Consider the following 22,426-nt stretch of genomic DNA (forward strand, 5'->3'; position numbering starts at 1 on the left):
AGATGAGTCATCAACTGTCCGGTCCCACCGATCCCAGCGCCGACGCGCACTGGGGCGACGCCGAACGTCCGCGCAAGGGGTTCTTCACCGACACGTCGATCTGTATCGGCTGCAAGGCATGCGAGGTCGCGTGCAAGGAATGGAACCAGAACCCGCGTGACGGTGACCTCGAGCTGACGGGCATGTCGTACGACAACACCGTCGCGCTCGGTGCGAGTACGTGGCGACACGTCGCATTCATCGAGCAGGACCGCGACCGCATCGACAAGGCACGCGAATCCGGCCGTGCCCTGGTCGGTCTGGGGATGCCGACGATGCCCGGGGGTGCTACCTCGGCCGACGCCACGCCCCCCGACGCAGTGGACACCACCCCGCCCGACACACCCGAGTTCCGTTGGCTCATGTCGTCGGACGTGTGCAAGCACTGCACGCACGCGGGGTGTCTCGACGTGTGCCCGACCGGCGCGTTGTTCCGCACGGAGTTCGGAACCGTCGTGGTGCAGCACGACGTGTGCAACGGGTGCGGAACCTGTGTCGCCGGTTGCCCTTTCGGCGTCGTCGAACGTCGATCCGACGGCACCGTCGAGCCGACGACGCGCGAGGGGCAGCGCAAGGGAGAACAGCCTCCCGTGCCCAGACGTGGTGTGGCACAGAAGTGCACGCTCTGTTACGACCGACTCGTCGACGACGAGACACCCGCATGCGCGAAGACCTGCCCGACGACGTCGATCAAATTCGGCGACCACGACGACATGGTCGACACCGCGCGCGAACGCGTCGAGCAACTGCACGCGCAGGGGATGACCGAAGCCCGGCTCTACGGGGCGAACTCCAACGACGGAGTTGGGGGCACAGGTTCGGTGTTCCTGTTGCTCGACGAGCCGGAGGTCTACGGCCTTCCGCCGGACCCGCGAGTGTGCACGGCCGACCTCCCCACGATGTACCGTCGAGCGGGCGCTGCCGCCCTCGGAATGGTTGCTGCGGCGGCGGTCTCGTTCCTGACCGGCAGAAAGCGATGACCTCCGACTACGATTCGCTGCGACCGCCCGAACGCGGTCGCCGAAAGCGCAAGGGCGGCAAGGGGCGTCGACGCGGCTTGTTCGGCCAGGGCGACGGCGCGCGTGAGATGTCGATGGTGCCCGACGTCGAGTTCGAGAAGGTCGACGTCGAGGGCTACTACGGACACAACGTCGTCAAGCCTGCGCCCTGGGACGACAAGGTCGCGGCGTACCTGTTCCTCGGTGGTGTCGCGGGCGGGTCGGGAGTACTCGCGGCGGGTGCGCAGTTGACCGGGCGAGAAGTGTTGCGCCGCAACGCCCGTCTCAGTGGTCTCGCCGCGGCCGGGCTGGGTGGGGTTGCGCTCATCGCCGACCTCGGCCGACCCGATCGGTTCTACAACATGCTGCGCACCTTCAAGGTGACATCGCCGATGAGCGTCGGGTCATGGATACTGTCCGGCTTCTCCGGCGGTATCGGAGTCGCGGCCGCGGCAGAGGTGGATCGGCTTCTCCGGGAAAGACTTCCGCTAGGCCCGTTGCGTTCGGTTCTCCACGCCGTGGAGGCGCCGGCGGGACTCGTCGGCGGCGCGATGGGGCCGCTGCTCGCCGTGTACACCGCGGCGCTGCTGGGCGATACGGCCACACCGACGTGGAATGCGATGCACCGCGACCTGCCCTTCGTCTTCGTCAGCTCGGCAAGTCTCGCGGCGAGCGGACTGGCGCTGGTCACCACACCGCTCGACGAGGTGGGCCCGGCACGGACGCTGGCAGTCCTCGGCGTCGTGGGCGATGTGGCGGCCACCCGCGTGATGGAATCGCGCATGGACCCGGTTGCCGCAGAACCGCTCCACCACGGCAAGGCAGGCACGCTGATGCGCTGGGCGGAACGCCTGGCGGTCATCGGGGGAGTGGGCACACTGCTCAGTGGTCGTTCGCGGGTCGCGTCGGCCGCGTCGGGACTCTCTTTGCTCGCGGCGTCGGCCTGTACCCGGTTCGGTGTGTTCCACGCTGGCATCGAGTCGGCGAAGGACCCGCGCTACACGATCGAACCGCAGAAGCGACGCCTCGCCGCTCGCCGCGCCGCCGGAGTCACCGACGACTCGATCACGACTGCGGACTGATCGCGTCGTGGCGTTCGCGCCGAGCGTGTCGGGCCAGTGGTCGGTGGTCGTTGGACGGCGCCACCACCACGCGATTTCCGCCCTGTCGCTTCGCGAGGTACATGGCGGCGTCGGCGTCTTCGAGGAGTCGGTCGACGTTGGCCTTGACGTCCGGTGAGGTGACGCTGATACCGACGCTGACGGTCACCGACGGTGAGGTGTCGGCTGCGACGCCGATGCGGATGCGCTCGGCAAGCGAACGGGCGGTGCGCAGGTCGTCGTCGAGAATCACGGCGAACTCCTCGCCGCCGGTTCGCGAGGCGATGACATTGCGGATGCCTGCCAGCCGATGACACGCCTCCATGATCCGACCGGCCACGCGCACGAGCACGAGGTCGCCGACCTGGTGGCCGTGGGTGTCGTTGATCGCCTTGAATCCGTCGATGTCGATGATGATCACCGAGAGCGTTCGGGCCGAGTGATTGAGCCCGCCGACATATCGCGACAGGCCTCGCCGGTTGGCCAGCCGGGTCAGCGGGTCGGTCCCTGCGTCCATGGCGTTGGTGCCGAGGACCCAGAAGAAGTAGTGCATGGCGGGCAGGAGCACTGCCACCAGGGCAAGGGGGGCGATACCTTTCGACAGGGCCACCAGCAGCATCGGACGCCCTCCGTCCGCCGCCACAATAGTGACCAGAATCACGATTGCCGCAGAAGCGAAGATCGCGTGCAGTAAGTGGGCCCTCGGTGTGCAGAAGAACAGCGCAAACGAGCTCATGATCGCGAATAGCGTGACGCCTGCGATGCCGAGCATGTGATCGTGATGCCCGAAGCAGGCGGTCGCGATCACGGCGTCGGCGAACACCAGCACCAGAAGACTTTCGGCTCCTGTCGGGAGTGGGAGCAGCCACCACCGCAGCACGAGAATCGCGGCAACGACCGCTGTGACCAGCAGAATGTTCTCGACGTACGGCGAAAATCCGGAGCTCGACGACGCCGCGGCGGCCGCTGCCGCGAATCCCAACAGCCCCGCACCCAGCGAAAAGACGAGCCGCTTGAGTGGCGCATTTCCGAGTTGATCGAAGAGTGGGACGCGCCACTGTAGTGGCGTTGCGTCACGCAGCCAGTCAGAGACCGCGATAGCGTTGCGACGCTGCACCTGATCTCCCCCTCGGATTCGGTGTGTGTAGCGACAATAGAGCGATCGGCGACCGATGTCAGCGAATGTCGATCCCTGCACCTGCAACGATTTCGCCGATGACCGGGTATCCGGGCACTTCGCCGACCAGCAACAACCCGCCGGACGTCTGGGCGTCGGCGAGCATCAGAAGGTCGTTCTCGTCGACACCGCGACCGACGGCGAGGTGGTCGCGAACCCAGTCGAGATTGCGCCGAGTGCCGCCCGAGACGTATCCGTCGTCGAGCGCGTCGCGGGCGCCGTCGACGAGCGGGACCGCAGAAGCGTCGATCACCGCGCGCACCCCCGACGCCCTTGTCAGTTTGTGGAGGTGCCCGAGCAGTCCGAATCCGGTGACGTCGGTGCCCGCGCGGACACCCGCAGCGAGGGCGGCGTCGGCGGCGTCGCGGTTGAGCGTCGTCATGACGTCGATCGCGGCGTCGAATACCTCGCCGGTCTGCTTGTGCCGGTTGTTGAGCATCCCGACGCCGATCGGTTTGGTCAGGGTGATCGGCAGTCCGACGGTCGCGGCGTCATTGCGGATGAGCGCGTCTGGCGACGCGACACCGGTGACGGCCATGCCGTACTTCGGTTCGGGGTCGTCGATGCTGTGGCCGCCGATCACCGGGCAGTCGGCGTGCGCTGCGACGGCCAGTCCGCCGCGCAGCACCTCGGTCATCAGTTCCATCGGCAGCAGGTCACGCGGCCAGCCGACGAGGTTGATCGCGACGACGGGCGACCCACCCATGGCGTAGATGTCGGAGAGTGCGTTCGCGGCCGCGATGCGCCCCCAGTCGTAGGCGTCGTCGACGACCGGAGTGAAGAAGTCGGCGGTCGAGAGGACGGCGAGGTCGTCGCGGATGCGTACCGCTGCGGCGTCGTCGCCGTCGTCGAGGCCGACGAGGATGTTGTCGCCGCTCTGGCCGGTCAACCCCGCGACTGCGGCCTCGAGCTCGCCCGGCGGGATCTTGCACGCACAGCCGCCACCGTGGGCGTAGCCGGTCAACCTGATCGTCGGGCTCTGCGAATCCGGATTCGTCTCGACGGTGCTCATCTCACCGAGGGTAATTGCAGGGGTGATGCCAGTTCGGCGGTATGGTCGCCGAGGAGGCGTCTGGGTTCCTGGTGGGCCCCCCGGTCTTCAAAACCGAGGAGGTCGAGTATCTCGGTCTGGCGGGTTCGATTCCCGTCCGCCTCCGCCACAGCTTTTCCGCCAGCTTGTTCTCGAAGGAGGCGCGGTGACCCGATCCGATCCCCGACGGCGGATCCCGCGCACCGATCACCTGCTGGCCGATACCGAGATCGCCACGGCTGCGCGACGACTCGGTGAGCAGACCGTCCGCGACGTCGTCCGAGATGTGCAGGAGTCCGCCAGGCGAGGCGACGTCGATCCCGACGACGTGCTGGGAGTCATTCGGGAAACACTCATCCGACGCCCCGTCGGCAGCGGACGGTCGGTGCTGAACGCGACGGGGGTCGTCGTGCACACCAACCTCGGTCGAGCACCGTTGTCGACGGCTGCACGCGATGCGGTCCTCGATGCGTGTGGCTACGTCGACGTCGAACTCGACCTGGAGTCGGGTACGCGCTCGCGTCGTGGCGTCGCGACCCGCGAGGCGTTGCTGCGGGCCTGTCCCGCCGCGGGCGATGCCCTGATGGTGAACAACGGTGCTGCCGCGATGGTGCTGGCCACAACCGCGCTCGCGGCCGGACGCGAGGTGGTCATCAGTCGCGGCGAGATGATCGAGATCGGCGCGGGTTTTCGGCTCACCGACCTCATCGAGTCGACCGGTGCGCGGCTGCGCGAGGTCGGGACGACCAACCGCACCCACCTGCGCGACTATGCCGCGGCACTCGCAGCCGGTGACGTCGGCTGCGTGCTCAAGGTCCACCCGAGCAACTACCGGGTCAGCGGATTCACCGCGGAGGCGACCATCGGCGAGCTGGCGGAACTGACAGCCGCCCAGGGTGTTCCGCTCATCGCCGACCTCGGGAGCGGACTCCTCGTCCCCGACGCTTCGCTCCCCGACGAACCGGACGCGTCGTCTGCGCTGGCCGCAGGCGCCGATCTGGTGATCGCCAGCGGCGACAAGCTGCTCGGAGGTCCGCAGGCCGGAAACCTGCTCGGCGACGCCGATCTGGTCGGTCGACTGTCGAAACATCCACTCGCGCGGGCGGTTCGGGCCGACAAGCTCGCACTCGCGGCGATGGAGGCGACCCTCGTCGGACCTCTGCCGCCGGTGGCCGAGTATTTGCACGCCGACAACGGGCGGTTACGTCAGCGGGCCGAGGTCGTTGCCGCCAAGGTCGGTGCGGACGTGGTGCCCCACGACGGCAGGGTCGGTGGGGGAGGAGCTCCAGGAGTTCCGTTGCCCGGCTGGGCGATTGCGCTGCCGGAACAGGCCGCCAAGGCGTTGCGCACAGGCAGTCCCGCGGTGCTCGCACGCGTGCACGACGGCGTATGTCTCGTCGACCTGCGATGCATCCCGGAGACGGACGACGAGGTTCTCGCCGAAGCGGTCGCGCGTGCGCTCGGCGTCGTCCGCGTGTCGGGGGCGACTGGCTGAGGTGTACGTCGTCGCCACGGCGGGGCACGTCGATCACGGGAAGAGTGCGTTGGTGCGTGCCCTGACGACGATGGAACCGGACCGCTGGGCCGAAGAGCGACGTCGAGGTCTGACGATCGACCTCGGATTCGCCTGGATGACAACATCATCCGGCGCCGACATCGCATTCGTCGACGTTCCGGGTCACGAGCGATTCCTCGGCAATATGTTGGCGGGGATCGGCCCGGCGCCCGTGGTGGCGTTCGTCGTCGCTGCCGACGAGGGGTGGAGCAGGCAGTCGTCGGATCATCGTGATGCGATCGCCGCACTCGGCATCGATCGTGGCGTGCTCGTGATCTCACGGGCAGACCTCGCCGACGACAAGCGGATCTCCGACGTCGTCGCGCAGGCACGCGACGAATTGTCGGGGACAGGTCTCGCCGACGCACCTGTCGTCGTCACCTCGGCGTTGACCGGGCGTGGGATCGACGAGCTACGCGAGACGATCGCAGACGTGCTGCGGCGCAACCCGTTTCCCTCGGATACCGCACCCGTTCGATTCTGGATCGACCGTGCGTTCACCATCAGGGGTGCGGGTGCCGTTGTCACCGGGACGTTGTCGGCTGGGTCGGTGGGACGTGGTGACATGCTGGATGTGTTGACGGGCCGAGGGATTCGATCGGTCACCGTGCGTGGTGTGCAGAGTGAGAACACGCCGCGCGAACGTGTCGGGCCGGTGAGCCGGGTGGCGGTCAACTTGCGCGACGTGTCGGCGTCGGACGTCGCGCGGGGTGATCTGCTGTTGAGTCCGGGGGTGTGGCGGCTGACCGACTGTGTCGACATTCGACGTGTCAGTGGTCCCGAGTTCGACTCGGTACCAAGCGCTCTGAGTGTTCATGTCGGCACGGCCGCGCTGCGAGGTCGGCTCCGCCCGTTCGACGCCGACCACGCGCGGATCACGCTCGAGCGAGCCGTTCCGCTGATCCTCGGTGATCGACTGGTGCTCCGCGACGCGGGCAGCGGTCGGATCGGTGGGGGCGTCGTGGTGGATGCGGAGCCACCGCCCCTGCGGCGTCGCGGTGATGCGGCGCGTCGAGCAGATGCGTTGTCGGACATGAGTGATCGAGGCGACGCACGGCGTGAGGTCGAACGTCGCGGTGCGGTCACCGTCGAGCATCTGCGACGGCTCGGTGTCGTCGGAGCCGACGACACGCCGCCCGAGGGTGTGCGCGTGGTCGGGGACTGGTGGGTGGACGAGCAGGCGTGGGCGGAGTGGGTCGAACGGCTCCGCGACGCTGTTGATGCTGTCTACCAACGAGACTCGCTCGCAGAGGGATTGCCTCGCGCAAGCGTGGCAGGCGTCGTCGGACTTCCGTCGGATGCGCTTGTCGCGCCCCTCATCGCCGACGCCGGCCTGGACCATGCGGGCGGGTTCCTGTCGAAACCCGGTGTGGCGCGCGGACTCGGCGATGCGGAGGAAGCCATCGCGGCACTCGAGCGTCGGTTTGCCGACGATGCCTTTGCCGCGCCGGAAGCCGACGACCTCGCCGCACTCGGGCTCGGCGCCAAGCAACTGGCGGCGGCTGAACGACTCGGCAGGCTACTTCGGTTACGTGACGGTGTTGTGCTCTCGCCTCGATCTCCAGCGCTGGCGATGCGAATCCTGGCTGCTCTTGATCAGCCCTTCACGACGAGCGAGGCCCGAAAGGCATTGGGCACCACGCGCCGCGTCGCCATCCCACTGCTCGAGCACCTCGACGAACGCGGCTGGACACGACGCCTAGATGCCGGGCATCGCGAGGTGGTTCGGTGATCCTCGGATCGGGTGGCGGTGCAGTCGTCAGGTCCAGCTCTGCGAGAGCAGCATGGCGGTCAGAGCTTGCGCCGTGCGGTCGTAGAACTCCTCGCGCCCGGTCTCCCCGAAGGTGAGAGCCTGCAGCAGCGTCTGGCCCACGAGGATGTCGAATGCCACGTCGAGTCTCTGTTCGACCTGCGTCGGATCATCCCCACTTACGTGGACAGCCAGTCGCTCGACGAATACCGCTCGTGCGCCCGAATCGGCACGGTCGAGGAGCCGTTGGTACAACTCCGGGTCTTGTTGATAGTCGGAGATCAAGCCCGGTAGGGCTGCTCGGGTCACGGGATCGGCGAGCGTAGCGAGAAACACTGTGGCCCATGCCCGGAGGTTCCTTTTCAGGTCACCCTGGTCCTCGGGTAGCGAGACGCTGTCCGTCTGCCTGAAGGCGGCATCCTCGATGAGCATCTCGCGACGCGGCCAGCGCCGGTAGATCGTTGGTGCACCAACCCCCGAGTGGCGCGCGATCGCCGCGACGGTCGCGCCTCGATATCCCTCGTCGAGCAGTAGCTGTTTGGTCGACGCGATCACCGCACGATCCTTCTCGGGATCGCGGGGGCGGCCGGTGCCGCTGGTCGCTGACGTCATGAAGCGAATCTATCGGAAGCGGCTACCCGTAGTTACATTACGTGTCAGCATGTAACGATAATCCGACGAAGGGTGTGACCGTTGCTTGTTCCTCACGATGAGATTCTGTGCCACCAGATGGCGACGACGTTCGACCACGTCGGTCAGAGCGATCTGCGCTGGGTCGAGCGGATCGTCATGTACGGCTTCGACATTTCCGGTGACGTCAATGTCATGACAGGGATGGCGAGATATCCCAATCGCAATGTGACGGATGCCTACGCGATGGTCACCCGAAAAGACGGCACCGCGCACGTCGCTCGAATGTCGACCGAATTGCAGCCGGAGAGTGCCGGAGCTCTCGGCGTCTACCAGATCGGACCGTTCACCTACGAGATCGAGGAGCCTCTGCGTGCGGTGCGAGTTCGTCTGGCGCCCAACGAGTCCGGAATCTCGCTGGATCTGCGTCTACGTGGTCGGTTCGACGCGTATGAGCAGACACCGGCGTTTCATCGCAGCCGTGGACGCGTACTCGAGGACGCACGACGCTTCTATCAGAATGGTGTGGTCGAGGGATTCTTGTCCATCGGGGACGAGCGTATCGAGATCGATTCGCGGAAATGGTGGTTCGGCCGCGACCACTCGTGGGGTGTGCGTCACGGCGGGGGTGGCGGTAGCATCTCCGAGGGCCCGGAACGGCAGCCTACCGAGATCCCCGACGGGGTCCTCTACTACATGGGAATCTTCGAATTCGACGACCAGCTTGTGCATTTCGCACAGCGCGAGGACAGCGCGGGGCGTCGCACCCAGTTCGAGGGCGAGCTCCTGTATCCGAGCGACACCCAACGCGCTCCCGGCCGCCTCATCGATGTAGAGCACGATCTGACTTTCCGCGATGATCTGCGCGTGGTGAGCGGAGGTAGTTTCTCGATCATTCGCGACGACCGTTCTCGCTCTCGGATCGAAGTCAGGCCGCTGACCGACTTTTGGCCGGGTATCGCGGGCTACGACGACTATCGTGGCTATGCCAGCGGGTATTGGCGTGGAACGGATTTCATCGACAGTTTCACCGTGAACACTCTGGACATCGACGAGATCCGGCCGGCCTCGATGCTCAGCGAAACGCTGTGTGAGGTTCGGATGGACGGCAAGGTCGGGCACGGGCTCGTCGAGATGGTCTTTCTCGGCGCGTATCCGCGCTACGGCTACACCGGATGGTGAGCGGCATGGAACACGACGTCGAACAGCGTTGCGCTGAAACGGATCTGGCCGAGGTGCTGACCCCCATTCTTCGAGCGAGACTTCCGGAGGCGGCGTCGGCCGATGTGATCTTCTGTGTGCGAACGGAGACGGGGTATTCCACGGAGACGTTCATCGTGACAGTAGACGGGGTTGCCGAGCCGGACATACGGTCGCGCACTCGGCGATACGTCCTGCGACGACCGCCCCGGCTGGCGATCCTGCCCGACTACGACCTCGAAAAGCAGTTCCGGGTGATGCACCGGCTCACCGAATCCGATGTGCCGGTGCCGCGGGTGCGCTTCTTTGAGGCTGACCCTGCCGATCTCGGATCACCGTACTTCGTCATGGATTTCGTCGATTCGGTCTACACCGTCGGTGATGTTCCTCCGTATCATCAGGCGGGAATCTTTGCCGACACCGACGATGCGGGCCGGGCTCGATTGTGGAACGGCTGCGTGGACATGATCGCGCGGATACATCGTGCCGATGCCGGGCGAGACCGTTTGGGCTTTCTCCGTCTGAACGCCGATTCGTCACCGGGACCGGAGGGCCTCGCGCGCTATCTCCGCACGTCTATCGAATGGGCGTATGCGGGTGAGCCCATTCATCCGGGACTGCTGGGCGGGCTCGACTGGCTTGACGCCCATCTCTACGAACCACGTCGAATCGGCCTGTGCTGGGGCGACGCACGAATGTCGAATCTGTTGTACGGCAGAGACTTCGAACCGGTAGCGGCGCTCGACTGGGAGATGGCATACCTCGGAGATCAGGCGGCCGACATTGCGTGGATGTTGACCACGGATTGGATCAGCAGCCCGCATGAGGGACACGCGCCATCGCCGGGTGTACCCACTCCCGCCGAGACCATGGCCCGCTACGAGGATGCGGTTGGTGGGCGGGTTGAGCACATGACATTTCACTTCATCAGTAGCGCGTTGCTGCTCGGACTTCCGCTCATACGCCTCGACAGATCCATGGGGCTCGGCGGACTGCTTCCCGAGGTGTGTGCCAACAGAATCGAAGCGGTACTCGGCGGTGAATGCGACACTGCAGGGTAGGAGGTGCCCGATGAGTGCGGCAACGCGATTCCGCTTCTACACGGCCACGAGTCTCGACGGCTTCCTCGCCGATACGGCAGACTCGCTCGATTGGTTGCTCAGTCAGCCGATCGACGAGGACGGTCCGATGAATTACGCGGAGTTCATCGGCGACGTCGGAGCCCTGGCGATGGGGTCTACCACGTACGAGTGGCTCGTCGAACATGAAGTGGAACAGGGTAATCCGTGGCCGTACGAGGTCCCGACGTTCGTCTTCAGTACGCGCGACCTGACTGCTGTCGCCGACACCATCCGCGTGGTGTCCGGGTCGCCTGCGGATCATCGCGCTGCACTGGTCGACGCCGCCGCCGGACGTGACGTCTGGATCGTCGGCGGCGGCGACCTGGCCGCGCAGTTCTGGGCGTCGGGAATGCTCGACGAACTCGTGGTGTCGATCGCGCCCGTGCTGCTCGGCTCCGGGCGTCCACTGTTCACCGCGAGGTGCGACCTCGAACTGCGCGACCTCGCGCGCAACCAGGGATTCGTCTGCGCTCGATACGGCGTCACTGCGTTCCGCTGAACGCTCCTTGCGCGTCGATATGACGTCGCCCACAGAAATATTGCGAGCAACTAGGTTGTGCACAATCTAAATCGCGCCTAGTCTTCGTCACGTGGGAAAGATTCGCCTCGACGACCATCTGTGCTTCGCGCTCTACACCGCGTCGCGAGCGATCATCGCTGCCGAGCGACCGGGTTTGCGCGAACTCGGACTGACGTATCCGCAGTACCTCGTGATGCTGGTGCTGTGGGAGGAAGAGTCTGTCCCGATCGGCCGGCTCGGCGAGCGTCTACAACTGGACTCGGGCACCGTGTCGCCACTGGTTCGTCGGTTGGAGTCGATGGGACACGTGGAACGTCGCAGGTCTCCCGACGACGAGCGGTCGACGATCGTGTCACTCACCGAATCGGGCGCAGCGCTGGGCGAAAAGTCTGACTGCGTGATGGCCGCCTTGGTCGACGCGTTGACCGATCCTGCGGAATCCGATGCCGACTTCGACGTCGACGCGGCCGTCGAGCTGCGTGCGGCACTGCACCAACTATCTGATGTGTTGCGCGCCAACCAGGCTCGCTGAAAAGAAGGGATGTCACCATGAAGACTCTGTACACAGCCGAAGCACTTGCCACCGGCGAAGGCCGGGACGGGCACGCGAGGACGAGCGACGGACAACTTGATCTCGACCTCGCTATCCCCAAGGAGCTGGGAGGTCCCGGCGGCGCGACGAATCCGGAGCAGCTCTTCGCAGCCGGCTACGCCGCATGCTTCCACAGTGCGCTGCGCACCGTTGCGCGGGCCGAGAAGGCCGACGTCAGCGACTCGGCCGTCGGCGCCCGAGTGTCGTTGGGCTCCAACGACTCCGGTGGGTTCGAGCTGGCCGTCGTTCTGGAGATCTCGTTGCCGGCGCTGAGCGCAGACGACGCGCAGGCACTCACCGCTGCGGCCCATCAGGTGTGCCCGTACTCCAACGCCACGCGCGGCAATATCGACGTCACGCTGACACTCGTCGACGAGTAGTCACGACACCGGCAGTCGGACTCCAGATCCTCTGTCGGTGCCCACCGATACTCTGATACTCGAACAGGTTGTCGAGTCTCAGGGGGCATCGTGAACGCCAGCAGCACAAGCATTTTCGACAACTCCGACCCGTCCGGGTTGGAGTTGGATCAGATCGCAGACCGCCTTGTGGGGCACGCCAGCCAGATCGCGAGCCTGACAGGGCGGTTCTTGCTGCTGCTGTCCGAGTTCGATCGCAGGAAAGGGTGGACGGGCGAGGGGATCATTTCTTGTGCGCACTGGTTGACGCTGCGAACCGGCTTGTCGCCGCGGACGGCACAGGAGTACGTGCGGGTCGCGCGCACGCTCGACGGTGTGCCTCGGATTCGGGACGCGTTCGTCGAGGGCCGACTGTCGTATTCGAAGGTGCGTGCGCTGACGCGAGTTGTGACGCCCGAGCGCGAGGACGAGTTGCTGAGCGTCGCGTTGTCTGCCGACGCTGCTCAGCTCGAGCGGGTCGTGAGAGCTATTCGTTCGATCGATCAGCGTGAGCGAGAGGCGAGCGAGGGCGAGGTCGAATCGACGGCGTCGTGGGAGTGGAATTCCGACGGCACGTTGTCGGTCCGCATGCGGTTGTCGGCGTTGGGCGGGGCATCGTTCCTTGCAGCCACGGTGCGTGCCGAATACGAACGAACGCGCGCGTCGTCTGACGACGGCGCTGGGCCCTCGGTGACGGATCTGGTTGCCGCACAGATTGATTCGGCAGGTACGTCTGACCGGGAGGCCGAGATCGAGGAGGCCGGCCTCGAGCCCGCCGATCAACGGTTGTGGCGGCATACCCCTGCCAACATCGCGCCCGCGGTGGTGCTGATGGCGGAGACGATGCAGTCGGCGATCGACGTGCCGACGTTCACCCCCGGGGCCGAGGTGGTCGTGCACAGCCAGTCGTCTGAGGCTGACTCGTACGTCGAGGGTGGGCCTGCGCTCTCAGCGGTCGAGGAGGCGGAGGCGTCGTGTTCGGGCACCAAGACCGAGGTTCGTCACGGAAGGCAGGGCAGCATCACGTCGTGGGGCCGTCGAACGCGGACGCCCTCGACGCGGACGCTGCGCGCGATCCTCGCTCGCGATGGTGGGTGCCGCTACCCGGGGTGTGGACGGACTAAGCATCTACACGCGCATCACGTCCGCTTCTGGTCGCATGGTGGTGCCACGACACCCGACAACCTGGTGCTGCTGTGTTCGTCGCATCATCGCGCGTTGCATCGCGGCGAGTTCTCGATCACGGCGCATGCGTTGCAGCAGTTCACATTTCATCGACAGGATGACCACCGGCTGATCGAGCAGGCGCCGCCGATCAGTGCGCCAGTCGGTTGGCGGCCCGCGGCGATCTCCGACGACGCGGTCGTCCCCGAGAACCCCGGACCTCTCGACCTGGGCTACACAACAGAGGTGCTGTACGCCAGTTGGCGTTTCAAGCAGTCCGCCGCGGCCCGCGCCGACCGACCTGCCTCGCTCGCCGCCGCGTGACGACGTTCAGCGGAACGCTCGGCGGACTCGCCGCGTGCGAGCGCGGACTCCGTCACGAGTGCCCCCAGTAGGGCTCGAACCTACGACCTGCGGATTACTAGACCGTCAGTCTCGCTTCTGAGCGTCCGTCAGTCTCAGGAGTCAGCTGCCGCATGATCGTCACGCGATCATGCACAGCGATCGCCGCACCGTGGGCGAATCGGACGTAATGGGGTCGAAAGTCCCGATTCCGGCAAACGCCATCCAGGCTGTTCGCTCGGCTGAGCAGAATGCCGGGATGTTCAACGCACACACGGTGATCGGAGCGGCCGAGTGGGAGGTCTGGCAGTACGCGCAACGCCTCTCCACGGTCACGATCACAGAGCGCCTACGGGTGCTCTCTCAGTTCCTCGCCGAGACCGACGTTCAGCCACTTCATGCGCAGGCCGTCGATATCGTCCGCTGGCTCGCCGGCCATGACGACGACTGGTCCGACTCGACCTCGGCGACCTACGCGAGCTACCTGTCGGCCTGGTACAAGTGGCTGCAGATCGTCGACCGACGCGCCGACAACCCGATGATCAAGGTCGGAATACCTAAGGTGCCCGAACGCGAGCCGCGGCCCATCGCCGACGAGGATGTGCCCAGGCTCCTCGCGACGCGCATGTGGGGCTCGACGCGAGTGATGATTCTCCTCGCGCTCCTTGCCGGCCTGCGCGCTCACGAGATCGCGAAGGTACGCGGAGAGGACTTCGACCTCACTGGGCGAGTGCTGTGGGTGAAGGGCAAGGGCCGCAAACTCAAGTCGGTCCCGCTGCATCCGATCCTGATCGAGGTCGCCTCACAGATGCCGGCCACCGGCTGGTGGTTCGAGATGCGCGGTCACCCCTCCGAGCACATGCACTCGAAGTCCGTCTCCGACATCGTCGGCCGCACCATGCGGCGCGCCGGAGTGCGAGGCACATGCCACTCGCTGCGGCACTGGTACGCGACGACGCTCCTTGACAACGGCAACGACCTCCGTGTCGTGCAGGAGCTGCTGCGCCACAGGTCGATCACATCGACGCAAGGCTACACGCGAGTGCCCGACCAACGCCGTCGCGACGCGATCGCCGGACTCACGCTTGTACGCGGTCGACGAGCCGCCTGACTACGCCACCGATCCGACTGTTCCGGCGACGGCGTAGCTGGCGTGGTCGTCGAGTGAGAAGCGCGCTCTGGCGTACCACTTGAGGGTCGTCGACATTTCGGCGTGGCCCAACGATTCCTGGACGATCTGGGGGTCGATACCGCCCGCGAGCGCGGTGATGGTGAAGGTGTGGCGCAGCCAGTGCGACGACACCTCCGGCTCAATCCCGGCTTTGCGGGCCATCCTTTTGATGACCTCGTTGGCGCAGCGACGGGAGATCCGTTTGCCGCTGATCGCTCCGAGGATCAACGGCCCTGTCGTGCGGTCGGCTGCGGCGTCGTCGACGGCGCGTTGCACCACCGGGGGTAGCGGGATGAGGGCGACCTCGCCGCCCTTGCGGGTGACGCGGACGCAGCGGTGCGATGCCTCGTTGATGCGGGTGTCGTCGATGTCGATTCCTACAGCCTCGGAGACACGTAGCCCGCAGTACGCCATGAGGGTGACGAGCGCGTAGTAGCCGGGGCGTTCGTCCCGGGCGACGATGAGGAGTTGGCGTAGCTCGTGGCGGTGCAGCGACTTGCGGGAGTGGTCGCGTGCGACGCGGAGTTTGCGGACGAGCCTGCAGGGGTTGCGGTCGATCAAGCCGTCATCGATGGCGAGCTCGAACCAGGTGCGGAGCACGCACACCCGGTGATTGATGGTGGTGGGCTTGAGTTTTCCGGAGTCTTTCAGTTCGAGGACCCATGCTTCGACGTGGGTGCGGTGCACGCCGTGGATCGGGTCGAGGCCGCGGGCGGCGCACCAGTCGGTCCAGGAGTGGATCGCGGCGCGGTAGGCGTTGCGGGTGTGGGTGTTCTCCCAGCGCAGGAGGAACACTTCGACCTTGAGGTCGATGTCGGGGGTGGTGCCCGGATTCGGGCAGAGTTGGGTAGCGTGAGACACGGTCATCATCTCCAGGGCTATCTGGGTTGGTGGCAAGGCCTCGGGTGGTGTTGGTAGCACCTCCGGGGCCGCTTTTAGTTCTACGCCGAATCGGACACGTTCGCCACGCAAATAGAGCAGATCGGCTGCGGCACAACAAAAGCGGCCCACCTCCGAAGAGGCGGGCCGTTGTCGTGTGAGGGGTCAGTCCAGGTGTTCAAGCTCTGTCGCTGCGAAGAGTCCCCGGTCGCCGTCTGCGAGGTCGACGGAGATGAGTGGTGTGAGGTGTGCGGCGACGTGCCCGTACAGGGTGGTGCCGATGACGCGGACACGATCACCGAGAGCGAAGGTCATCAGTCGATCAAAGCTTGCCGAAGATGGGCATGAGAATCGGGCGTGGGGGGAGCTCCGCCCGCTGAAGAGTGGGCGCGGGAGTGTGCGCCACCGACTCAGCGAATGCTGCCTCTGCCGCGTGATGGTCCATGACGAATATCCGATCGTCAGGAATTGCCGGACTCGCGTGCACGCGAAGGATGTGTTCGTGGCCGCTGACCGCAATCCAGGTCTTGATCCGGGACTCGTTCTCCGGCGAGCACAGGATTGTTCGCTCGGCATCGATTGTCACCTGCTGCCAGAACCGAATCTCGGTGATCATGTCCGCCATGCTCCAGAGTCTATCCGCCGCCCGTACCCTCGACGTCGTGACAGACCGGGATGTCCTCTCTGCTGCCGCGCGTGATGTGCGGACGGTGATGCGACGACGGCAGGCGGCGGCGAACGCGCTCGACCCCGCAGGCTGGGAGCCGCCCGACCCCGAGCTCCTGGCGCTGGCTGTCGAGTGCGACGAGGTGGTGCACGGGCAGCGCGCCGAAGCACCCGACCTCGCCGAGCGGATCGCCGTTGTGCTCGGTGAGGAGTGGGAGCCGTGAGGGTTAAAGGAAACCGACGATTCCTTGAACCGGCCCCGCGCACGTTCTACCTACCTTTAAGTGCCAGTGCGCGACAAATCCCTGAATGTTATTCGAATTATGGGCGGGTCACGTGAGCTGAACCAGTTCCACCCCGAGGATTGCCACGTCTCCGGTCAGGGTGTCGGTGGTATTCGCGCCGAGGCGACGCACAGACACGTGCGTCATCGGGCGGGCGGTCTTGTCCGAGACGGGCGTGATCGCGAACGACCCTTCCAGCGACTTGACGACCTGGAAGGCCGTACCCGCTGCCGCTCTGGTGAGGGAGGTGCCGATCGTTTCACTGGCGTTGCTCAGCGCGCCGGGAAGCACGGTGCGCACCCTGGCCTGCATGTCAACGTTGCCCACAGCGGCGGTCTTGGTACACCACCAGGTGTAGACCGAGAAGGTATTCCATGTCGCCGGTAGCTGGATGGACGCGGTGATGATTTCGGTCGACGAATCGTCCAGATTCCAGACCGCCGCTCCGAATCCCGCGCCGATGGTGACGGCATCGGGACTGCCCGCCAGGCCGACGAATTGTGGAGCGCCGACGAATATCCCCGTCACCAGCGACCCGGACAGCGCCGCGACGCGGGAGTCCAAGTCGTTGATCGCGGCCCGCTCCTCGTTGTGGCGTACCGCGTGTCCGGTGTCAGCGGTGCCGACTGTGGTCGACAGATTGTATGTTCCCATGTTTCCAATCTCCTTACGGGAGTGTGATATTCGTGACGCCCGACGACAGTGCCGAGCCTTGATAGGTGGCAATCACGCCGGGTGGGATCGTCACGGTGAGCGCTTTACCCGACCGAGACGTGGACACCGGGCCGCGTGCAGTCTCCACGGTGGCCTGCACCGTATCGAGACCCGACGACGGCACATAGGGCTTGATCACCATCGATCCCGGCCCGGTGATGTCGATACCGGCAAGGTGTCGGTACATCCATGCGACGTAGGAGCCGTGCATCTGGTGCGACAGCGACCGGGTGCCTAGCTCGTACCAGGTGAAGCCGTTCCAGGTGGTCGTTGCGCCGAGGCTGGCCCACGCCCCCCAGGAGGGGTAGTCCTGCTTGAGCGCCACCGCGAGCGCGGTGTCCACATAGCCTGCTTCGGTGAGCACTTCGAGGAGGCGTTCACCACCGACGATGCCGCATGACGTGTGGTTGGATTTGGTGGTCGCCACATTGGTTTGCAGCGCCACTGCTGTCGCGGTTGCATCACTACCCGCGCACACCTGCTCGCGCAGTGCCAGCACCATCGGAGTTTGCTGCACCTGGCCCGACCATGCCGCACCGGGGAGGTAGGTACCGTCTGACTGACGCAGGGCAGTGTTGAGGCGGGCCGCGATGGCGATAGCGGTGGCGCGCCAATCAGTCCCATACGACAACCCCAGGGAGTCGGACATGTCCGCCATTGCGCGTAGTGAGCGCATCACGATAGCCGCCGACACCATATCGCGAGGGCCGTCCTGGTAATTGCCCGCTGGCGACCCCCAATCCCCGTAGGTGGTCTGCGCAGTGAACGGGCCAGGGGCGGCGGTGAGCACGTGCGATAGATACTGGCGCATACGCTCGAATAGTTGTGCCACCATGCCGACATCGCCTGTGCGAAGCCATATCTCGTATGTGACGAGGATGATCGCTGTGGACCAGTTGATGTCGTCGTACAAACCGAAGCCGGGTGACGGGACGATGTTGTGCAGCATCCCGTTGTCCTGCATGTCGTCGGCCATGTCGGTCAGCCATTTGCGGTACATCGGCCCGATGTCCCACATGTAGAGAGCGCTGCGACACATCACATTCGAGTCCCCGAGCCACCCGTTGCGCTCGTATGTCGGTGTGTCCTGCGGGATTCCGTGCGAGTTGATCCGCACAGACTGCGCCGACATGCCGTGCAATTGGTTGAGCAGTGCCGATGACGACGACCACTGCCCGATCTGCGCGTAGTCGGTCCAGACGGGAATCGCTGTCACCTCATCGGGAGTCGCCCCGAGGACGTCGATGTAGCGAAACCCCTTGTACGAGAAGCGCGGTGACCACACCTCCTGCCCGCCACCCTTGCAGATATAGGTGTCGGTCTGACACTGGCCGGTCACAGCGGAGTTGTCCATGTAGAGCGTGCCGTCAGCGTTGAGCTTCTCGGCATACTTCACCGTGACAGCAGTGCCCGCGCTGGCGGTGACCTTGAGGCGCACCCAGCCGGTCATAATCTTCGGGAAGGTGTAGCGCGTCCCACCCGATGCCGGGGTGGCCGTGGCCGTCGGTGAGAGCGCAGCCCCGGCACGGATCGGCTGCTGGCACTGCGCGGTGAGCGCACCAGCCGGTGCCGACACCACACTGGCTGCTACCCATGCCGACGCATCGAATCCCGCAACCTGCCAGCCGGGCGTTTCCAGCCGCGCATCGTAGGACTCACCCAGATACACCGAATCCGCCTGCGTCGGACCAGCCTTCGCCTTCCACGTGCCATCCGACTTGACGACCTGCGTGGTGCCGTCCGAGTAGGTGACGACCAGCAGTGCCAGTAGACGGGGATCACCAGCCCACGGCGCGGTCTTCCACCCCCAATCGGTGGTGGTGGTGCAGCCGAAGAACCCTCGCCCTAGAGTGACCGCGAGCGCGTTCGCGCCTGCCGCGACGATCTGCGCGGTGACATCGGTGGTCGTGTACTGCACCCGCTTGCTGTAATTCGTGAAGCCGGGAGATAGCGCGTCGGACACCTGTGTGCCATTGATCGTGACTTCGGCGTAGCCGCCCGCCGCGATGTACAGTCGCGCCTTGGCGACCGTGACACCGCTGGTCGTGGTGAAATCTGTCCGTAGCTGTGGTGCCGGGGTACCCGCTAGGCCGATCCACTGCGCGCCGCGCCAATCGCGCAGCGACCATAGGCCGGTCTCGATCTGGATGCGACACCAGTCCGACGCGACATTGCTGGCATCCCAGGCCCGCACCCGAACGAAATAGCGGGTCGCGGACTTGAGTCCACGCGGAATCCGCACCGACTGGATCGTGGACGACACCACCTTGCCGGTCGCGAGATAGTCCGACGCGTCCAGCGTCGTGCCGACCTGCACCTCGTACGCGGTCGGCTGATCCCCGGCGACTGTCGAGGTGAGCTTCCACGCGAGCGTGGGTGACGGGTCGTCAATCCCGATGAGCGATCCTAAGCCGACGAGGTAGGCGCTCGATACGGTCATTGTCATGCGAGGATCACCCCATCCAGCGACACCCACGCCGGAGACGACCCCGCCAGAATCTGGCTGACGGTGATCTGTGTGGCCGTCGTGAGCAGTAGCACCACGCCCGTATCGGTGACCGCTGTGGCCTTGACGCCCGCAGTCCAGGTGCCGCCCGTCGTGAGCACTGCCCCCGCCACGATGGATGAGCTACCCGCCGCGATCTGCCCACGCAGATGCTTGTCTGTACTCACTGTCATCACCGACGGTGCGACACCCCACGACGGTGTAGCGAATCCCGTTCCAATCGTCAGGTTCGTCCGCGCCGACGAGAGAGTGCCGCCACCGCCGTACTTCGCCGGTATCTGCCCACCGACCAGCAGCGGGAGCGCGCCCGCAACGAACGTGGTGGACCCGCCGTGCATGTCGTCGCCCACCGTGTCTCCGACAGGATTCTTCGACACCCCACCATCTGCGGCGACCACGCGCAGCACACCCGAGTCAGAGGGGTCGAGGAATGCCCAGCACAGCTTCGCGCCGTACTTCTTCGCCGCGTCCGACTTCGCCATACCCAGGGTTACGGGGTCCATTAGGCTGCCTCCTTCGGCATGATGTTGAGCATGGGAGCGAAGTATCGAGTGACCGCCACGTACGACATCGAGGTCACGGATGAGACTGCACTGCGAGATGCGGCATTCAAGGAGCGCCATAGGAGTCCGGCACTCGCTTTGTCGTACGACGAGGCGGTGGATGATTCCGAACTGGGCGCGCTTAAGATGCTGTTAGGGCACGGAGCAATCACATCCGTCCCCGGCGCGGTACCGATCCAGGTTGAAGTGGATGCGGTCACGATCGAGCCGTGATGGTTGTCAGGTTGCCCGACCCGTCATATTCATAGTCGCGGGTGATTCCGTTGCACGAGTCAGTGGCTACCGATCCGTCTGCCTTATAGGTGTAGTTGGTAGCCACCCCGTTGGTGGTGACCGAAGTGACATTGCCCGTCGCGGGGTCGATCGCGATGACCTGAGATGCCGGGAAAGCCTTGGCATAAATCGTGTCCGCTGTGGTCTTGTCGAGCACGTTGCCGGCGAGGTCGGAGGCCGGAATCCCGCCCGCCGGTTTCGTGTACTTGCCGGCCAGCGACGCCACCGCCGAGTTCACCGCCGACGCCAGCTGATTGAGGAATGTCGCCGTGACGGTGTCGCGGTCAGTCCAGTTCTGTTTGAGCGGCATCAGGCCTCCTGTGTGTTGAGTTCGATCAGCATGTTCAGGTGTTCAGCCGCAGCCGCCCAATCACCGTTCCACTGCTCAAACCACGCCTGATCCCACGGCATGAGGTAGATGGCACCGGTGATCGGAGTGTGCTCAGTCCAGGGCTGGTCGGCGATGAGAAGCTCGCGTCCAGGTGTCAGCCACCACCAGTGGTCGGCTCCCGCGTCATGGAATGTCGCCACGTCGTCGGCTGTGATGGTCATGCGGCCTCCGTTGTGTCGACCGATACTGCTGCCCAAGGAATGCGGCTGTTGATCCGAGTGAGGTCCGATCGAGCAATCGACGACGGGATCGACCCCAGTCTTGTCTTCGAGCGGTACGTGCACGCGTCAAGGAGCAGCGTCGGCGGCCGCGAGATACCAGCCTGCGGTACCGCCGCGAAGGACCGCGTGCCCTGCAGAACCCCGGGCGCAATCTGTTGATGGGCGAAGAACAGAACTTGTCCGGGCGTACAGTGCTGGTCGATCCCCATGTCCAGCTCGACCTCTTGCAAGTTAGTCGTGTTTGCCACGCCGTCCTTGATATTACCTGAGTCCCAAACCTTTTCGACAGCACCTGTGGATGGGTTGTATATGCAGAGCGCGACATAGTAGGCGTCGATCCCGAAGATGGCGGAGTCGGCTCCGACGATCCATCGCAGCTTCTTCACCACGCCCGCACGATCGACCACGATCGGCGTGAAGTCGACGTACGAGGTGGACGACAGGTTGAGGCGGTCCGGGGTGTAGACGGGTAGCTGCACACTCACCCCGAAGTTGTCCCCGTGAGTGTGGCTACCAATCAGAGTGCTACCCGTTGACGTCGCGCCCGACGAGATCGGGTGGGTGTGACCGCCAATCGAGGTGCTATTCACGCTGCCATACACCGCATAGGTAGTGAGATTGGCACGTGGAATCGTCGCCATGTCCTGAATGTCAGCAACGTAGGCAGGCGTCGTCGACGACGCAGCTCCCACTTCCTCCAGGTTCGCGATTGCGGCCTCCACGTCCGCGAGTTGAGAGGTGTGGCCGTCGATCAGCGCTCCGAGCTGACTGAGCAGATCGTTGAATCCAGAGAAGTCACTGAGCCAGGACGGTAGCGCGCCGCTACCGAGCCAGGACGTCAGAGCCGAGCTATCACCACCCAGCCGACCCAGCAGCGCGTTGACGAATCCACGAAGATCGGTCACCTTCGACGTCGAGATAGCGTCAGCGTCAGGCTTCGATGCAAGGCCATCACCTCCCGCAAGGATGTTGAGCACATCGATATCGACCGGCAGACCCGCGTTCTTCGGCGGAACTCTCGACATGTCCAGGCGCTGTTGGGGTTCGTCGAAGAACTCCGTGGTCGGTGTCGTGACTCCTGTCGCGGTGAAGGGAATCCGGTACGGCAGACCAGTATCCGGTGTGCGCTCCGGATCGTCGTA

The 22,426-nt window shown here is 65.2% G+C and carries 25 protein-coding genes and 1 tRNA gene; 14 read left to right on the plus strand and 12 right to left on the minus strand.

The features are described 5' to 3' along the window. Positions 1–2: 2 nt before the first annotated feature. Positions 3–1,019, plus strand: coding sequence for a 4Fe-4S dicluster domain-containing protein (locus RND64_RS04250; RefSeq protein WP_270483440.1), 1,017 nt, complete (start codon positions 3–5; stop codon positions 1,017–1,019). Further along, positions 1,016–2,119 carry an NrfD/PsrC family molybdoenzyme membrane anchor subunit gene (nrfD, locus tag RND64_RS04255; RefSeq protein ID WP_270483439.1) on the plus strand — a complete coding sequence of 368 codons (1,104 nt, stop codon included), beginning with the start codon at positions 1,016–1,018 and terminating at the stop codon, positions 2,117–2,119. Before RND64_RS04250 ends, nrfD begins: the two co-directional genes overlap by 4 nt. Here nrfD and RND64_RS04260 read toward each other — a convergent pair. Beyond that, on the minus strand, positions 2,103–3,254 hold the full coding sequence (locus RND64_RS04260; RefSeq protein WP_270483438.1) for a GGDEF domain-containing protein: 1,152 nt from the start codon (positions 3,252–3,254) through the stop codon (positions 2,103–2,105). The two genes, nrfD and RND64_RS04260, sit on opposite strands and share 17 nt — an antisense overlap. A gap of 58 nt (positions 3,255–3,312) precedes the next feature. Continuing rightward, the gene (gene selD / locus RND64_RS04265; RefSeq protein WP_270483437.1) at positions 3,313–4,326 is read right to left on the minus strand and encodes a selenide, water dikinase SelD; all 1,014 of its coding nucleotides are present in this window, start codon (positions 4,324–4,326) and stop codon (positions 3,313–3,315) included. Between the two features lie 52 nt (positions 4,327–4,378). Here selD and RND64_RS04270 point away from each other — a divergent pair. The 3 genes from RND64_RS04270 to selB all read left to right on the plus strand — a co-directional run bounded on the left by RND64_RS04270 (position 4,379) and on the right by selB (position 7,631). Continuing rightward, positions 4,379–4,474, plus strand: a tRNA-Sec gene (locus RND64_RS04270). Positions 4,475–4,510: 36 nt separating this feature from the next. After that, positions 4,511–5,839, plus strand: coding sequence for an L-seryl-tRNA(Sec) selenium transferase (gene selA, locus RND64_RS04275; RefSeq protein WP_270483436.1), 1,329 nt, complete (start codon positions 4,511–4,513; stop codon positions 5,837–5,839). Position 5,840: 1 nt separating this feature from the next. Continuing rightward, positions 5,841–7,631, plus strand: a complete 1,791-nt coding sequence (gene selB, locus RND64_RS04280; protein ID WP_270483435.1) for a selenocysteine-specific translation elongation factor — start codon at positions 5,841–5,843, stop codon at positions 7,629–7,631. Positions 7,632–7,658: 27 nt separating this feature from the next. On the opposite strand, the gene RND64_RS04285 is transcribed toward selB, so the two are convergent. Further along, positions 7,659–8,261, minus strand: a complete 603-nt coding sequence (locus tag RND64_RS04285; RefSeq protein WP_270483434.1) for a TetR/AcrR family transcriptional regulator — start codon at positions 8,259–8,261, stop codon at positions 7,659–7,661. Between the two features lie 81 nt (positions 8,262–8,342). Between RND64_RS04285 and RND64_RS04290 the strand changes: the two genes are divergently transcribed. The 7 genes from RND64_RS04290 to RND64_RS04320 all read left to right on the plus strand — a co-directional run bounded on the left by RND64_RS04290 (position 8,343) and on the right by RND64_RS04320 (position 14,727). Further along, on the plus strand, positions 8,343–9,461 hold the full coding sequence (locus RND64_RS04290) for a hypothetical protein (protein ID WP_270483433.1): 1,119 nt from the start codon (positions 8,343–8,345) through the stop codon (positions 9,459–9,461). A gap of 5 nt (positions 9,462–9,466) precedes the next feature. Next, a complete protein-coding gene (locus tag RND64_RS04295; protein WP_270483432.1) occupies positions 9,467–10,540 on the plus strand; it encodes a phosphotransferase family protein in 1,074 nt (357 codons plus the stop codon). Positions 10,541–10,550: 10 nt separating this feature from the next. Further along, complete coding sequence (locus RND64_RS04300; protein WP_270483431.1) at positions 10,551–11,099, plus strand: dihydrofolate reductase family protein; 549 nt, start codon at positions 10,551–10,553, stop codon at positions 11,097–11,099. 91 nt (positions 11,100–11,190) lie between these two features. Next, positions 11,191–11,652, plus strand: coding sequence for a MarR family winged helix-turn-helix transcriptional regulator (locus tag RND64_RS04305; protein WP_270483430.1), 462 nt, complete (start codon positions 11,191–11,193; stop codon positions 11,650–11,652). Between the two features lie 17 nt (positions 11,653–11,669). Further along, positions 11,670–12,092 (plus strand): organic hydroperoxide resistance protein, encoded by a 423-nt coding sequence (locus RND64_RS04310; protein WP_005204332.1) that lies wholly within the window; start codon positions 11,670–11,672, stop codon positions 12,090–12,092. Positions 12,093–12,182: 90 nt separating this feature from the next. After that, positions 12,183–13,598 (plus strand): HNH endonuclease signature motif containing protein, encoded by a 1,416-nt coding sequence (locus RND64_RS04315; protein ID WP_270483429.1) that lies wholly within the window; start codon positions 12,183–12,185, stop codon positions 13,596–13,598. A 277-nt stretch (positions 13,599–13,875) separates the two neighbouring features. Continuing rightward, positions 13,876–14,727 (plus strand): tyrosine-type recombinase/integrase, encoded by an 852-nt coding sequence (locus RND64_RS04320; RefSeq protein WP_331436419.1) that lies wholly within the window; start codon positions 13,876–13,878, stop codon positions 14,725–14,727. Here RND64_RS04320 and RND64_RS04325 read toward each other — a convergent pair whose 3' ends face one another. The 3 genes from RND64_RS04325 to RND64_RS04335 all read right to left on the minus strand — a co-directional run bounded on the left by RND64_RS04325 (position 14,728) and on the right by RND64_RS04335 (position 16,291). Further along, positions 14,728–15,648, minus strand: coding sequence for a tyrosine-type recombinase/integrase (locus RND64_RS04325; RefSeq protein ID WP_331436420.1), 921 nt, complete (start codon positions 15,646–15,648; stop codon positions 14,728–14,730). It lies immediately after the preceding gene. A 183-nt stretch (positions 15,649–15,831) separates the two neighbouring features. After that, positions 15,832–15,981 (minus strand): hypothetical protein, encoded by a 150-nt coding sequence (locus RND64_RS04330; RefSeq protein ID WP_331436421.1) that lies wholly within the window; start codon positions 15,979–15,981, stop codon positions 15,832–15,834. 7 nt (positions 15,982–15,988) lie between these two features. After that, entirely contained in the window at positions 15,989–16,291 is a 303-nt protein-coding gene (locus tag RND64_RS04335) for a hypothetical protein (protein WP_331436422.1), read from the minus strand. Between the two features lie 37 nt (positions 16,292–16,328). Between RND64_RS04335 and RND64_RS04340 the strand changes: the two genes are divergently transcribed. After that, positions 16,329–16,556, plus strand: coding sequence for a hypothetical protein (locus RND64_RS04340; protein ID WP_331436423.1), 228 nt, complete (start codon positions 16,329–16,331; stop codon positions 16,554–16,556). A 108-nt stretch (positions 16,557–16,664) separates the two neighbouring features. Here the strand turns inward: RND64_RS04340 and RND64_RS04345 are convergent, their stop codons facing one another. From RND64_RS04345 to RND64_RS04355, 3 genes are read right to left on the minus strand one after another with little or no spacing between them, the layout of a single operon-like run. Beyond that, entirely contained in the window at positions 16,665–17,270 is a 606-nt protein-coding gene (locus tag RND64_RS04345; protein WP_270483424.1) for a hypothetical protein, read from the minus strand. A 13-nt stretch (positions 17,271–17,283) separates the two neighbouring features. Continuing rightward, positions 17,284–19,776, minus strand: a complete 2,493-nt coding sequence (locus tag RND64_RS04350) for an alpha-L-rhamnosidase (RefSeq protein ID WP_270483423.1) — start codon at positions 19,774–19,776, stop codon at positions 17,284–17,286. Then, the gene (locus RND64_RS04355; RefSeq protein WP_331436424.1) at positions 19,773–20,339 is read right to left on the minus strand and encodes a hypothetical protein; all 567 of its coding nucleotides are present in this window, start codon (positions 20,337–20,339) and stop codon (positions 19,773–19,775) included. Before RND64_RS04355 ends, RND64_RS04350 begins: the two co-directional genes overlap by 4 nt. Before the next feature lie 48 nt (positions 20,340–20,387). Between RND64_RS04355 and RND64_RS04360 the strand changes: the two genes are divergently transcribed. Beyond that, a complete protein-coding gene (locus RND64_RS04360) occupies positions 20,388–20,612 on the plus strand; it encodes a hypothetical protein (protein WP_331436425.1) in 225 nt (74 codons plus the stop codon). On the opposite strand, the gene RND64_RS04365 is transcribed toward RND64_RS04360, so the two are convergent. Genes RND64_RS04365 through RND64_RS04375 form a run of 3 tightly spaced genes read right to left on the minus strand, consistent with a single transcriptional unit; the run spans position 20,596 to position 22,261 of the window. Further along, on the minus strand, positions 20,596–20,982 hold the full coding sequence (locus RND64_RS04365; protein WP_331436426.1) for a hypothetical protein: 387 nt from the start codon (positions 20,980–20,982) through the stop codon (positions 20,596–20,598). The two genes, RND64_RS04360 and RND64_RS04365, sit on opposite strands and share 17 nt — an antisense overlap. Further along, a complete protein-coding gene (locus tag RND64_RS04370) occupies positions 20,982–21,224 on the minus strand; it encodes a hypothetical protein (RefSeq protein ID WP_270483420.1) in 243 nt (80 codons plus the stop codon). Before RND64_RS04370 ends, RND64_RS04365 begins: the two co-directional genes overlap by 1 nt. Further along, positions 21,221–22,261: a hypothetical protein gene (locus RND64_RS04375; RefSeq protein ID WP_270483419.1), complete on the minus strand. Its 1,041-nt coding sequence runs from the start codon at positions 22,259–22,261 to the stop codon at positions 21,221–21,223. Before RND64_RS04375 ends, RND64_RS04370 begins: the two co-directional genes overlap by 4 nt. Positions 22,262–22,426: the final 165 nt, after the last annotated feature.

The sequence above is a fragment of the Gordonia sp. w5E2 genome (genome assembly GCF_036540975.1).
Classification (GTDB): Bacteria; Actinomycetota; Actinomycetes; order Mycobacteriales; family Mycobacteriaceae; genus Gordonia; species Gordonia jacobaea.